The 14,134-nt window shown below is 61.5% G+C and carries 12 protein-coding genes; 9 read left to right on the top strand and 3 right to left on the bottom strand.

Annotated features, from left to right (window positions below; genetic code table 11):
• The first annotated feature begins 169 nt into the window (after window positions 1-169).
• Window positions 170-2,815: a DUF3141 domain-containing protein gene (locus Q2K57_RS17090; RefSeq protein WP_304525820.1), complete on the top strand. Its 2,646-nt coding sequence runs from the start codon at window positions 170-172 to the stop codon at window positions 2,813-2,815.
• Window positions 2,816-2,932: 117 nt separating this feature from the next.
• Here Q2K57_RS17090 and Q2K57_RS17085 read toward each other — a convergent pair whose 3' ends face one another.
• Window positions 2,933-3,412 (bottom strand): methylglyoxal synthase, encoded by a 480-nt coding sequence (locus Q2K57_RS17085; RefSeq protein ID WP_304525819.1) that lies wholly within the window; start codon window positions 3,410-3,412, stop codon window positions 2,933-2,935.
• 68 nt (window positions 3,413-3,480) lie between these two features.
• The gene (gene pyk / locus Q2K57_RS17080; protein ID WP_304525818.1) at window positions 3,481-4,938 is read right to left on the bottom strand and encodes a pyruvate kinase; all 1,458 of its coding nucleotides are present in this window, start codon (window positions 4,936-4,938) and stop codon (window positions 3,481-3,483) included.
• 408 nt (window positions 4,939-5,346) lie between these two features.
• Between pyk and topA the strand changes: the two genes are divergently transcribed.
• The 5 genes from topA (at window position 5,347) to Q2K57_RS17055 (ending at window position 10,509) form a co-directional block, all read left to right on the top strand.
• Window positions 5,347-7,989, top strand: coding sequence for a type I DNA topoisomerase (topA, locus tag Q2K57_RS17075; protein ID WP_304525817.1), 2,643 nt, complete (start codon window positions 5,347-5,349; stop codon window positions 7,987-7,989).
• Window positions 7,986-8,447 carry a DUF6586 family protein gene (locus Q2K57_RS17070; protein WP_304525816.1) on the top strand — a complete coding sequence of 154 codons (462 nt, stop codon included), beginning with the start codon at window positions 7,986-7,988 and terminating at the stop codon, window positions 8,445-8,447. The genes topA and Q2K57_RS17070 overlap by 4 nt, the downstream gene beginning before the upstream one ends.
• 174 nt (window positions 8,448-8,621) lie before the next feature.
• Entirely contained in the window at window positions 8,622-8,858 is a 237-nt protein-coding gene (locus Q2K57_RS17065; RefSeq protein WP_304525815.1) for a hypothetical protein, read from the top strand.
• A gap of 9 nt (window positions 8,859-8,867) precedes the next feature.
• Entirely contained in the window at window positions 8,868-9,380 is a 513-nt protein-coding gene (locus tag Q2K57_RS17060) for an NYN domain-containing protein (protein WP_304525814.1), read from the top strand.
• Between the two features lie 145 nt (window positions 9,381-9,525).
• Window positions 9,526-10,509, top strand: a complete 984-nt coding sequence (locus tag Q2K57_RS17055; protein WP_304525813.1) for a carbon-nitrogen hydrolase family protein — start codon at window positions 9,526-9,528, stop codon at window positions 10,507-10,509.
• On the opposite strand, the gene Q2K57_RS17050 is transcribed toward Q2K57_RS17055, so the two are convergent.
• Complete coding sequence (locus Q2K57_RS17050) at window positions 10,506-10,979, bottom strand: potassium channel family protein (protein WP_304525812.1); 474 nt, start codon at window positions 10,977-10,979, stop codon at window positions 10,506-10,508. The genes Q2K57_RS17055 and Q2K57_RS17050 overlap by 4 nt on opposite strands.
• 207 nt (window positions 10,980-11,186) lie before the next feature.
• Between Q2K57_RS17050 and Q2K57_RS17045 the strand changes: the two genes are divergently transcribed.
• From Q2K57_RS17045 to Q2K57_RS17035, 3 genes are all read left to right on the top strand, one after another.
• Complete coding sequence (locus tag Q2K57_RS17045; protein WP_304525811.1) at window positions 11,187-12,902, top strand: bifunctional diguanylate cyclase/phosphodiesterase; 1,716 nt, start codon at window positions 11,187-11,189, stop codon at window positions 12,900-12,902.
• A gap of 37 nt (window positions 12,903-12,939) precedes the next feature.
• Complete coding sequence (locus tag Q2K57_RS17040; RefSeq protein WP_304525810.1) at window positions 12,940-13,518, top strand: murein L,D-transpeptidase family protein; 579 nt, start codon at window positions 12,940-12,942, stop codon at window positions 13,516-13,518.
• Between the two features lie 269 nt (window positions 13,519-13,787).
• Window positions 13,788-13,988, top strand: a complete 201-nt coding sequence (locus tag Q2K57_RS17035) for an Lpp/OprI family alanine-zipper lipoprotein (protein WP_304525809.1) — start codon at window positions 13,788-13,790, stop codon at window positions 13,986-13,988.
• The last annotated feature ends 146 nt before the right edge of the window (window positions 13,989-14,134 follow it).

Here is a 14,134-nt window from a genome sequence, read left to right as displayed (position 1 = left end):
TATGTGATGGGCATGAGATACGAATGCGGTGGGCATCTGATGAGAACCCTGCTGCTGCAGTATGCCTACCGGCAGTCAGTGACAGGTGGCAGGCTTTCGCGCTAGTCTATTTTGCATCGCAGCATGGCCAAGGGACGGCCTGCATCCCACCTTCAACCGGGAGAACCCTATGCTTGCTGCCTATAACGCCATGACAAACACGGCTTTATCTTTTTTTGATCCGCTGGGCTTCGGGCGTAGTGCGCTGGATTATTGGCGTGACACCGTCGAGCGTCAGGTGCTGTTTCTGGATGTCATGCGTGAACGGGGCAACCAGTACCTTGAGCACATGGAGCAGACCAAGCCCAATGTACTGGGTTTCGAGTCCGAGTTGATCATGGACGGTCGCGATCTACCGCGGCCGGTGAACTACGAGCTGATGCGCATCCTGCCGCCGGCCGGGGTCGACATCGATCCGGACATGCGCCCCTTCGTGGTTGTCGACCCCCGCGCCGGCCATGGCCCGGGCATCGGCGGCTTCAAGCCCGACAGCGAGCTGGGTGTCGCCCTGCGCGCCGGGCATCCCTGCTACTTCATCGGTTTCTTACCGTTCCCGGTGCCGGGGCAGACGGTCGAGGACGTGGTGGATGCCGAGATCGCCTTCCTGTGGGAGGTGATCGCGCGCCATGATCACCTGACCGAGAAACCGATGGTGGTCGGCAACTGTCAGGCCGGCTGGCAGATCATGATGGCCGCCGCCCTGGAGCCCGATTGCTTCGGTCCGATTCTGATCGCCGGTGCGCCGCTGTCCTACTGGGCCGGTGAGCGGGGCAAGGCCCCCATGCGCTATGCCGGTGGCATGAACGGTGGCAGCTGGACGACGGCGCTGGCCGGTGATCTGGGTGCCGGGCTCTTTGATGGTGCACTGCTGGTACAGAACTTCGAGAAGCTCAACCCGGCCAACACCCTCTGGACCAAGCAGTATCGTCTTTATGCCAATATCGATAGTGAAGCCGAGCGCTACCTGCAGTTCGAGCGCTGGTGGGGTGGGCATGTGGTGTTGGGATCCGAGGAGATCCAGTACATCGTCGACAACCTGTTCGTCGGCAACCGGCTGAGCAATGCGCGCCTGACCGCCCGGGATGGCCGGCGTATCGATCTGCGCAATGTGCGCTCACCGATCGTGGTGTTCTGCTCGAAGGGGGATGACATCACGCCGCCGCCCCAGGCACTTGGATGGATCAGCGATCTCTACGGCGATGCCGACGATATCGTTGCCAACGGCCAGACCATCGTCTATTGCCAGCATGACACCACCGGTCATCTGGGGATCTTCGTGTCGGGCAGCGTGTCGCGCAAGGAGCATGCCGAGTTCACCGCCAACATGGACTATATCGATGTGTTGCCCCCGGGGCTCTACGAGACCACGGTGACGGAAACCGCGTCGCGCGGTGCCGCCGAGGCGGTGCATGTCGACGGGGATTACCTGCTCGAGTTCAGCCAGCGCGGCATCGATGACATCAATGCGATCGTTAAGCCGCATGCCGAGGACGAGCGCCGCTTCGCTACCGTGGCGCGGGTGTCCGAGATCAATCTGGGTATCTACCAGATGCTGGTGCAGCCCTGGCTGCGGGCGGTGATGACGCCCTCGGCTGCTCGTTGGATTCGTCGCATGCACCCGATACGTTTGGGCTACAAGCTGTTCTCCGATCGCAACCCCTTGATGGTGCCGGTCCCGGTGCTGGCTGAACGCATCAAGGCCGATCGTCATGAGGTGGGAACCGATAACACCTGGCGGCAGATGGAGTTCACTCTGTCCGATCAGGTCGAGGCGTCTTTGCAGGCCTATCAGCAGGTGCGCGATCAGTCCACTGAGCGTCTGTTTCAGGAACTCTACGGTCAGCCCTGGCTGCAAACCATGGTGGGACTGGGCGTGGACGGTGAGCCGGTCCGGCGGCGTCCGGGTATCGAGCCCGAGCACCAGCGTTTCGTTGCCAGCCGCAAGGCAGAGCTGCAGGCGCGCGTCGATCAGGGCGGCCCCCATGCCGCGGTGATGCGCTCGATGATTTACGTCCTGGGCGGCGCCCCAGCCACCGACGAGCGTAATTTCAATCGCCTGCGGGCAAGCCGGGAAGAGCTTGAGCCGAATCTCAAGATCGCGGACTTCAAGGCCCTGGTGCGTGAGCAGTTCTTCATTCTCAAGCTCGACCGTCACGAGGCGCTGAAGGCGCTGCCTGACATGCTGGAAGGCGCCACTAATCAGGAGATCGACGATCAGCTGGCGCATATCGAGCATGTGTTGACGGCCAGCGGCACCCCGGGCGAGCGGGCGGCGAAGCGCTTGGAGACAATCCGCGACTGTTTCGATCGGGCGCGCCCGGCTGAACCGCCGGAGGCAGAGGCTGTGCCCGACGTCTCCGAGATGGTCGCCGTCGAGCGGTCGGCGATTGAGCAGAAAAAGCCCCAGCCGCAGGCCAAAGCAGAGCCGCAGGCCAAAGCAGAGCCGCAGACTAAAGCCGAGCCGCAAGCTATCGCAGAACCACAGGACCAGGCAGAGCAAAAAGCCGCTAAGGATGTAGCGAAGATCCAGGGGTCAGTTGCGGCAGGCAGCGTGGACCCGGTTGCAGCCAATGCCGAGGCCAATGCCGAGGCTAATGTTGAGAGCAGTGTTGCGAACAGTGCTGAGACCAGTGCTGCAGCTAAGGTCGAGGCTGATGCCGGCACCAAGGCCAATGCCTCGGTTACAGCCGAGAGTGGCACCCAGAGCACTCGCACCAAGCGTCGGCCGGCGGGGCGCAAGTCGGCCCGCAAGACTCCGCCTGCTGGCGACGCCTGATCCGGTAGCCGTCTGAACGTGCCGGGCCCCAGGGTCCGGTTCGAGGATCAGCCACAAAAAAGCGCCGCCCCATGGGGCGGCGCTTTTTATTTTACGTTGATGGCGACTCATGTCGTTTCAGTTATCGACACGGGCCGTCACCCAGCCAACAGCATCCGGGATGCCGATTTCGAACTCTTCACCCACGAACGGAGAGCTGATCAGGAAGTCAGCACTGGCAGCGTTGCAGGCCACCGGAATATTCCAAAGCGCCGCCAAGCGAAGCAGTGCCTTGACGTCCGGATCATGGGGCATCGGCGCGAAGGGGTCCCAGAAGAAGACCAGAAGATCCAGGCGCTGTTCGGTGATGCGGGCGCCAATCTGTTGATCGCCCCCCAGCGGGCCGCTCATCAGGCCTTCGACGTCGAGTCCCAGCTCTTTCGATACCCGCTTGGCGGTGGTGCCTGTGCCCACCAGTTGGTGGGCCGCCAGGGTGTCATGCCAGCGTCGGGCCCATACGAGCAGCTCATCTTTCTTGCCGTCGTGAGCGATCAGGGCGATGCGCTTGCGACCAGGCAGGGTGCGGCTCGTCTGCTGTCCAGGGCGTTGCTCGCTCATGAGTGCCTTTCCTCTCTGGGTCGTTCTCTCTGGCGCGTTCTTTGTGGACTGTCGGTGGTCGACGGCCGTTACTGGACTTCCAGAATCTGCATGGTATTGGTGCCGCCGTGAGCATTCATGTGCTCGCCGCGGGTCAGAATAGCGTAATCACCGCTCTTGGCGATGCCGCGATCGGTCAGTTCCTTGATCGCCGCCGCGTTCAGCTCGCTGGGGTTCATGTCGCCCGAGTTGAAGTAGAGCGAGACCACGCCGCGATATAGCGCCATGCGGCGCTGGGCGATGGGGCTATGGGCAAACCCGATGATCGGCAGACCCGAGCGGATGCGCGAAGCGATCAGCGGGGTATAGCCAGTGGCCGTCATGCAGGCGATAGCGGCGACGCCCTTGAGGTGGTTGGCGGCATACATCGCCGACAGGGCCACGGTCTCGTCGGTCTTGCTGAACCCTTCGTGGATGCGGTGCCCGGATTCCTGGGCGCTGCGTTCGCGTTCCGCCCCCAGGCACAGGCGGTTCATCGCCTCGATGGTTTCGACCGGATAGTCGCCGGCGGCGGTTTCTGCCGAGAGCATCACCGCGTCGGTGCCGTCGAGCACGGCGTTGGCGACGTCGAAGACTTCGGCGCGAGTCGGCAGTGGGGCAGAGATCATCGACTCCATCATCTGGGTCGCGGTGATCACGGCACGGTTGAGGCTGCGCGCGCGCTTGATCATGCGCTTCTGCACGCCGATCAGCTGCGCATCGCCGATCTCGACGCCCAGGTCGCCACGCGCCACCATTACCGCCTCGGAGGCCAGGATGATGCCGTCCAGGGTTTCGTCATCGGCGACGGCTTCGGCGCGCTCTACCTTGGCGACCAGGCCGATTTCCTTGCCGGCTTCGCCCAGCAGTTCGCGGGCTTCGAGCATGTCGGCGGCAGAGCGCGGGAAGGAAACGGCGAGGTAGTCAACGCCGATGTCGATGGCGGTCTTGAGGTCGGCCCTGTCCTTGTCGGTCAGGGCGGCGGCAGAGAGACCGCCACCCTGCTTGTTGATGCCCTTGTTGTTGGAAAGCTTGCCGCCCACCACCACCTTGGTATGCACCTCGGGGGCGCTGACCTTTTCCACTTCAAGCACCAGGCGGCCATCGTCGAGCAGTAGCATGTCGCCTGCGGCAACGTCTTCTGCCAGCGACTTGTAGTCGCAGCCCACGCGCTTGGCATCGCCGGCGTTGCTGTCCATGGACACGTCCAGCACGAAGGGCTGGCCTTCCTCCAGGTTGACGGCGCCGTCGGCAAAGCGGGCGATGCGGATCTTCGGGCCCTGCAAGTCGCCAAGGGCTGCAACGCTCTTGCCGAGTCGATCGGCAATCTCGCGGACACGGCCCAGGCGCTGGCGATGGTCATCCGCCGAACCGTGAGAGAAGTTCAGTCGTACGACGTCGACACCGGCAGCGATCATCTCCTCGAGCACGCCCTCGCGGTCGCTGGCGGGGCCCAGCGTGGCGACGATCTTGGTGCGGCGGATAGGGCCGTTAAGGGCATTCGACATGCGTCTCTCCTGACGAGTTAGCTTGGCTTACAGTGCTCAATGGCGACCGTGAAGCGGGGCTGAATACTAGTGGCGAATTGCCATGTAGTGATTTTACTACATCATAGTACACCACGCTCCCGGCTGGCTGAAAAGCCTGATGGATGCGTTGACATTTCTGCGCTATCCCAACAGGTTTTTTACAGGCTACCGCTACAAGATGACAGCTCGAGTGGCCTTGATAAAGGCGGGTGAAAGCTTGCCGAGGCCCTGTAGCGCGGTCTAGGGTCAGATAGCGAGTCGGTCCGATGACTGGCGCCGCACCAAGCGCTGGGGTAGGGTAGGCGCATTTTTAAGCCGCTAATAGATGTCGGCATACGGATATTGCCTCGGGGCTCCGGGCCCGGGCTGACACTACTTTGGAGTACTATGGGCAAGTCACTGGTCATCGTCGAGTCGCCGGCCAAGGCGAAGACGATCAACAAGTATCTCGGCAACGATTTCATCGTGAAGTCGAGCGTGGGTCATATTCGCGACCTGCCGACCAGCGGCTCGGGTAAGGCATCCAGCGATCCCAAGGAACGCGCTCGCCAGGCGGCCGCGACCCGCAAGATGTCTCCGGACGAGAAGGCGGTCTACAAGAAGCGCAAGGCCTGGGATCAGCTGATCCGGCGGATGGGTATCGACCCCGAGAATGATTGGGAGGCGAACTACGACATCCTTCCCGGTAAGGAAAAGGTGGTCGCCGAGCTCAAGAAGCATGCCGAAAAGGCCGATGCCGTCTATCTCGCGACCGACTTGGACCGCGAAGGGGAAGCCATCGCCTGGCACCTGCAGGAAACCATCGGTGGCGATACCGGGCGCTATAAGCGCGTGGTCTTCAACGAGATCACCAAGAACGCCATCCAGGAAGCCTTCCAGGACCCCGGCCAGCTCAACATTCCGCGGGTCGAGGCGCAGCAGGCGCGGCGTTTCCTCGATCGGGTGGTCGGCTTCATGCTCTCGCCACTTCTATGGAGCAAGGTCGCCCGCGGCCTGTCTGCCGGTCGTGTCCAGTCGGTGGCGGTACGTCTGATCGTCGAGCGCGAGCGCGAAATTCGCGCCTTCGTGCCCGAAGAGTTCTGGGACGTGCATGCCGATCTCACCGCCGGTGGTGCGAAGGACGGTGCAGAGCCGATTCGCTTCGAGCTGGTCCGTCAGGATGGCAAGCCGTTTCGTCCTACCAGCGAAGCCGAGACCATGGAGCGCATCGCGGCGCTCAGGAAGTCCTCGCTTGCCATTACCGGTCGCGAAGACAAGCCGACACGCTCCAAGCCCAATGCGCCCTTCATCACCTCGACCCTGCAACAGGCCGCCAGCGGCCGCCTGGGTTTCTCGGTGAAGAAGACCATGACCATGGCGCAGCGCCTTTATGAGGCGGGCTACATCACCTACATGCGTACCGACTCGACCAACCTGTCGAAGGATGCGATCGAGTCGGTGCGGGGCCATATCGAAGAGGAGTTTGGCGCGCGTTATCTGCCCGAGTCGCCCAATCGCTATTCGAGCAAAGCCGGCGCCCAGGAAGCGCACGAAGCCATTCGTCCCTCCGACGTGGCCCACAAGGCGACCGACCTGGTTGGCATGGAACGCGACGCGGAGCGTCTCTATGAGCTGATTTGGCGCCAGTTCGTGGCCTGTCAGATGACGCCGGCGGAATACCTGTCGAGCACCTTGACGGTCGAAGTCGATGGCTATGAGCTCAGGGCCAAGGGCCGAGTGCTCAAGTTCGACGGCTATACCCGGGTCATGAAGCCTGCCGGCAAGAAGGAAGAGGATCAGTCGCTTCCCGATCTGGCCGAGGGCACGCCGATGCATCTCGAGGCGCTCGATCCGCAGCAGCACTTCACCAAGCCGCCCGCTCGATTCACCGAGGCGAGCCTGGTCAAGGAGCTCGAGAAACGTGGCATCGGCCGCCCCTCGACCTATGCCGCCATCATCTCGACCATTCAGGACCGCGGCTACGTCAAGCTCGAAAGCCGGCGCTTCTACGCCGAGAAGCTTGGCGACATCGTCACCGAGCGGCTCAGCGAGTCCTTCCCGGACCTGATGGACTTCTCCTTCACGGCCCGCATGGAAGACAACCTCGATGAAGTGGCCGAAGGCGAGCGTAACTGGCGAGAGTTGCTCAATGCCTTCTACGGCGAGTTCCGCAAGGAGCTCGACGTGGCCGAGAGCGAAGAGGGCATGCGGCCCAACCAGCCGGTGCCCACTGATATCGACTGCCCGACATGCGGGCGCAAGATGCAGATTCGCACTGCCTCGACCGGGGTTTTCCTGGGCTGCTCGGGCTACAACCTGCCACCCAAGGAGCGTTGCAAGACCACCATCGACCTGATTCCTGGCGATGAGGCCGTGGCCGCCGATGCCGGCGAGGAAGCCGAGACCGATGCGCTGCGCGCCAAGCATCGCTGCGATATCTGTGGCACGGCCATGGACAGCTACCTGATCGACGAGACGCGCAAGCTGCACATCTGCGGCAACAGCCCCGACTGTGGCGGCTATGAGATCGAGCAGGGCCACTTCAAGATCAAGGGCTACGAAGGCCCGGTCATCGAGTGCGACAAGTGCGGCGCCGAGATGCAGCTCAAGAGCGGGCGGTTCGGCAAGTACTTCGGCTGTACCAGCGATACCTGCAAGAATACCCGCAAGCTGTTGCGCAGCGGTGAAGTGGCGCCGCCCAAGATGGACCCGATCCCCATGCCGGAGCTGGCTTGTCAAAAGGTCGAGGACCATTATGTGCTGCGCGACGGGGCCAGCGGGCTCTTCCTGGCCGCCAGCCAGTTTCCCAAGAATCGCGAGACGCGCCCACCGCTGGTGCGCGAACTCAAAGCCCATGCCGAGGAGCTGCCCGAGAAGTATCACTTCCTGCTCAAGGCGCCGAGCGAGGACCCGGACGGTCGCCCGACCCAGATTCGCTTCTCGCGCAAGACCAAGTCGCAGTTCGTGATGACCGACGAGGAGGGCAAGGCTACCGGTTGGAAGGCAACCTTCGATGCAGGCAAATGGCAGGTCGAGGACAAGCGCAAATGACCCCGAGCGGCCGCACGAATCAACTGCTCTACCAGGCCGAGCTGCTATTGGCAGTGCCGGCGGGAGATGACGAGCACGCCGTGTCGCGTCGGCTGGCTGGTGAGGAGGGGGCGCTTGCTCTGCTCGAGCTGGCGCTGAACTCGGCCCTGCGAGAGCTGACCGAGCATGCACGGCTTCCCCGGCATGACTGGCGAGAGCTATTGGTCACCGATGCCCGGCCAGTGGCGGAACTCACCCAGCTTGCCGAGCTTGCGGCTCAGTCGGATAGCTGGCTTGCCTGGCTGCTGGGGCGCCTCGAGGCGCTGCACGGCGTGGATGGCGCGGCGCGGCGCGAGGAGGCAAGCCCGATGACCATCGCTGTGGCCGGCCAGCGTCCCCTGGGCGATGAGCTCTCTGGTTGTCTCGTCGAGTTCAAGGCCATCTTGGCGCGGCTGCGAGAAACCAGCGTCGAGTGGTAGTGGCGATCACAGTTGTGCTTACCTGCTGAGAAGCGGCGCCCGGCAGGGCGCGAAGCGCGCAATCTCAGATGACGTCTCGGCCTCTGTAATGGTAATCTAGCCCCATCGACAACGACCATGGATGATCGCCGTGGTCGTTTTTTATTGCCCCATCAGCTGGAGGGTTCATCCAGAATGTCCGATACCGCTGTTCTGGAAATCGTCGAACTTAACGACGGTGAAATCGTACTGCGCCACGCCGAGGGCGAAGGCGAGCCGCTGCTGCGCATCAACTTCTCCGAGGAAGCCGGCGAGCTGTTGCGCCAGAGCCGTTTCGAAGTGGCGCGCGAGATGATTGACCATGCCATTACCCGCAGCAAGCTGTGGCAGGAAGAGAGCGACGAGCCGGAAGTCCCCGCCACCATGCACTGAGGGCTGCCTATGGCCACACCAGCAAGCGACGCACCTCGCGTCGCCGTTTTCGTTGACGTGCAAAACGTCTACTACACCACTCGCCAAGCCTTCGGGCGCCACTTCGACTACCACGCCTTCTGGGCGCGACTCACCGCGCTCGGCGAGGTGGTAATCGCCAACGCCTATGCGGTGGATCGTGGCGATGCCCGACAGCGTCAGTTTCAGGACATCCTGCGCAACATCGGCTTCGACGTGAAGCTCAAACCCTTCATTCAGCGCCGGGATGGCTCTGCCAAGGGCGATTGGGACGTGGGTATTGCGCTCGATGCAATTGAGGCGGCCGCTCATGTCGATCATGTCGTGCTGGTGTCGGGTGACGGCGACTTCGATCTGCTGGTCAGCCGCATGCGCGAGCGTCACGGCGTAAGCGTCGATGTCTACGGCGTGTCAGCCTTGACGGCGGATACTCTGATTCAGGCCGCCACGACCTTCGTGGCCATCGATAGTGATCTGCTGTTGGGCGCTCCTGGAGCGAACTGAGCTGGCCGGCAAGGCCTCTTCCGCGAGAGCTCCCCCCTGTAAGCACTCACCCCGTAAGAACTCTTGAACAATGGCTATACTGCATGTGCGCCGCGGCTGCTGGCCCTGCGACGCCCCTGCAGGCTGCCAGCAGGAGGGGTGTATCATGCGTATTGCTATCGTGCAGCAGCCGCCGGTGCTGCTGAACCGGGAGGCCACCCTGAAGCTTGCTGTAGCCGCCGTGGAGGAGGCTTCGAATCATGGAGCCGATCTGGTCGCTTTTCCCGAGGCTTTCGTGCCTGGCTATCCAATATGGATCTGGCGGCTGCGGCCAGGCAGCGACATGGCGCTTGCCGAAACCCTGCATGATCGGCTCTTGAAGAATGCGGTCAGTCTGGATGGCGATGATCTGGCACCACTCTTTGATGCGGCGCGTCAGCATGGCGTCACAGTCGTTTGTGGCATCAGCGAGCGAGATACCGACTTCTCTCGCGCAACCCTCTACAACAGCGTGGTGGTGATCGGCCCTGATGGCGCCCTGATCAATCGCCATCGCAAGCTGATGCCCACCAACCCCGAACGCATGATCTGGGGCTTTGGTGATGCTGCCGGGCTCAAGGTGCTCGACACGCCGGTTGGGCGCATCGGTACTCTGGTGTGCTGGGAAAACTACATGCCGCTGGCTCGCTACGCGCTTTTCGCGCAGGGCATCGAGATTCTTATCTCGCCCACTTATGATGCCGGCAAGAAATGGCTGGGCACGCTTGAGCATATCGCCCGGGAGGGCGGGTGCTGGGTAGTGGGCTGCGGTCTTGCGCTGCGCGCGGCGGACCTGCCCGAGGATCTGCCCGGGCGAGCCGAACTCTACCCGGATCCCGAGGAATGGATCAATTCGGGAGACTCGGTGGTGATCACGCCGGATGGGCTGATCGAGGTGGGGCCCATGCACGCCGAGCAGGGCATCCTCTATGGCGAGATAGACACCAGTCGGGTTGGCCTGGCACGCCGTAGCCTCGATGTGGCCGGCCACTATGCTCGACCGGATGTATTCCAGCTCAAGGTCAACGCGAACAGGCAGTCCCCGGTGACTTTCGATCATCGTCAAGGGGAAGACGACGCGGCGGTGGACCCACTAATCGGAACGCCCTAATCGCTGTGGTTGGTGCGCCAGTGCTTCTGCATTTCCAGGAACGTCAGTGATGCCGACCAAGTGATCAGCATGAAGCCGGTCAGTGCCTCCGTGCCCATCACGAAGCGGATGGGGCCGGTGGGCACCATGTCGCCATAGCCCAGGGTGGTGAAGTTGGTCGCCGAGAGGTAGACGAAATCCAGGAAGCGCGGCGCGGTGATACCGATGACGTCGCCGGTGCTGGGGATCTCCAGCAGTAAGCTCATGGCGGCGGCGAAGGCCCAGATCTCGGCAATGTGAGTCAAAAGAAGGCCGAAGATCAGCGTCAGGAAGCGCTGGCGTTGCGAGCGGGTGGAGCGCTCCATCCGTCGGCTCAAGGCCATCGATACCTCGTAGTGCAGCAGCACACATAGCACGACGGTCAATAGGGTCGCCAGCACCACCAAAAAGTATCCAGGGGCAAGCAAAGCATCCAGCAAGGTGAGCTCCATCACGTTCTCCGAGGCCAGGTGCTCGGGACTGGAATAGCCTACACCCTGGGCGCTTCCTGCACGACCTATGCGATCATGCCGGATTACGCGCGGTTCCGTGATTAAAGTTCAGACACGGACGTGTCGATAATCAGTATGACCCTCTCATGCTGGTTGGCTAATCATCGCCGGATGCGGGTCTGTTCAGGGCCAAAAGAGTGACAAGGGATGTCTCAACCAATCATGCCCCACCAGATGATTTATCCATCCAACATCCATAAGCAATGGCTTGAATTGTCGGCCGGAGCGCAGCATACGCTTCGACTGACGGTCTTGGCGGTGCTGGTGGCGGTGGGATGGCTGATCGTCTATTTCACCGGCGGTACGGCCTACGCATACCCTTATCTGATGCTGATTCCGGTGATCCTGGCGGCGGCCTGGTATCAGCTCGTGGGCGCTCTGGTGAGTGCCTTTGCGGTGGGCCTGCTGATGGCTTTGATGCCTTTGGAGGTCGCTACCGGCGAGCTCCAGCCGGCCGCGAACTGGCTGGTTCGTCTTGGGCTCTACCTGTTGCTGGGTGGGGTAGCAGGCGGTTTGTTTCAGCGCTTGCACGCGGCCAGGAGGTATTCCCGCCAGGCGTCGTACATAGACGCTAGGTCGGGGTTGCCCAACTATCTGGCGCTAGAAGAGGATCTGAGCATTGGGCTGGCCGAGAGGTGGGGCGAGACGCTTGGGCTGATGGTGGTCAGGATCACCGACATCGTCGATCTGCTGGAGACGCTCGGTGCCGATGCCTCTGATGAACTGGTGTCGGCGATCGCCCAGCGCCTAGGTCGTGTGGTGGATGCTCGGGCCTGTATCTACCGGTTCAACGGTCCTGAATTGATGCTGCTACTTAGGAGTTCCGACCACGAGGTGCTCGAGAAGGTGGCGCAGGAAGTGCTGAGTGCCGGCGAAGAAAACCTGGTGATTCAGCAGATGCCAATGCGCGCGCAGTTGGTACTGGGGTATACCCTGTCGACGCCAGACACCCAAAATGCGCGGCAGCTGATTCATGAAGCGCGGGTAGCCATGTTTGAGGCTTCCAATCAGCAGCGGAGTTACAGCGCCTATGTGCCGGCCTACCGTAAGCGGACGATGCAGGCGATATGGCTGATCTCCCAGGTGCGTCACGGCCTGGAAGCCAATCAGTTTGAGCTCCATTTTCAGCCCAAGATTTCTCTGGCCGACAATACCGTTTGTGGCTGCGAGGGGCTGATTCGCTGGAGGCAGGAGGATGGCCAACTGATCTATCCTGGGCACTTCATGCCCAAGGTTGAGAAAACCACTTTGATCACGCCGGTAACGCGCTTTGTCACCGAGCAGGCGCTGACCATGGCGGCTAACGTGCCCGGCGGGGTCAGCATCAATGTGTCGGCGCGCAACCTGCTTGATAACGACTTCATCGAAATGCTGAGGATGTTGATCAGCAAGGAGGAGGTCCCTGCCTCGCGGCTGGAAGTCGAGATTACCGAGAGTGCCCTCATGGCTGACATCAAGGATGGTAGCAGGGCGATCCGTGCCATTCGTGACTTGGGCGTGGGGGTCAGTATCGATGACTTTGGCACCGGCTTTTCTTCCTTCCAGTATCTGCGCCATCTGCCTCTAAGCGGTCTAAAGCTCGATCGTGTTTTTGTCATGGATCTAGAAAGTGACGCCCATGCGCGAAAGTTGTTGGGTTGCATGATCGATATGGGCCATGCCCTTGGCTTGGTGGTGACGGCCGAAGGCGTGGAAACGCGCGGGCAGCACGATATTCTTGTCCAGCTGGGCTGCGATCAGGCTCAGGGGTTCCTGTATTCGCCGGCACTGGCTATCGGCGATTATGAGCGCTGGTGTGATGATTTTATGCACGGCGAGCGGTCGGCGTTGTCATTAGAGCTAGAATCCGGTAGAACCCTGTGATTCCGGTTCTTCAGCCATTCGTATCACGAGCCTCCTTATGCCCCGATTGATTTTCCTCCTTGTTCTGATACTGCTGCCGCTCAGTACTGCCTTGGGGGCCGCGCAGAGCCCGGTGTTTCTCAATCCCGGGCCACATGAGCTGTGGCTCCTGATCGACCAGTCCTCGTCGAGTCTACGCATCTACCGCGGTGAGCAGATGCTAGAGCGATTCGCGCCGGTATCGGTGGGGCGGGGTGGCGTGAAGCGGCTTCGTCACCGGGGGGACAGCTCGACCCCGTCAGGCGTGTTTCACATCAACCGCGTCAAGTTTGACAGTGATTTTCACATTTTTCTGGGGATTGACTTTCCCACCGCAGAGCATGCCCGTGAAGCTTGGGAAGCCGGTATGATGTCGGCTCGTGAATATGGTGACTTCATGAGCGATCTTCGTCGAACGGGAGAACCCCCGCAGAATACTGTGCTGGGCGGCTATATCGGTATCCATGGTCTTGGGGAGGCGGATCCCGAGATTCATCGACGATTCAACTGGACGCAGGGCTGCGTGGCGGTCACCAATTCGCAAATTGATCACCTTGCCGACATGGTGACGATTGGCACGCGCGTAGTGATCCGCTAATCTTCATGAACGGAAGTCGCTGTTCTTCTGTATAGACAACAAGTTGTGTCTATAATGAAATGGCGATTGACCTAACGGCTCTGGCTTGCCAAAGTCGACCTGTCGCGGCAGTGCCCTGCATCGAAACAGAAACGAGCAGGGGCCTGAGTAACATCAGGTATGCCCGATCGAACCAAGGAAGACCCTCAAGGAGAACACCATGTCGAAGTCCATCACTAACACCCTGAAGCTGACCGCCGCTGCTGCCTCTCTGGCCGTGCTGGCCGGTTGTGCCTCTACCGGGTGCTCTGGAAGAAGTACGTACGACTGCGCAGGAAGCCAAGGCGGATGCCGCTCAGGCCAACAGCACTGCTAACCGTGCACTGAACACTGCCAACCAAGCCCAGCGCGACGCCCAGGCTGCCATGCAGATGGCCCAGGAAAACCGTCAGGCTATGGACCGCATGTTCGAGCGCAACATGCGCAAATAAGCATGCAGTCGCAGAACGGAGACGCCTAGGCGGCACCGTTCGCAACGCAAAGGCCCTGCCATTCGGCAGGGCCTTTGTCGTTTATGGGGGGGCGTTTTAGGTGTGTCGAATGGTGCTTCGGGGCAAGGCCACCATCGGCCGCCTTG

Source organism: Halomonas sp. I5-271120 (genome assembly GCF_030553075.1).
GTDB lineage: Bacteria > Pseudomonadota > Gammaproteobacteria > Pseudomonadales > Halomonadaceae > Onishia > Onishia taeanensis_A.
This window is presented reverse-complemented; position numbering and strand designations above follow the sequence as displayed.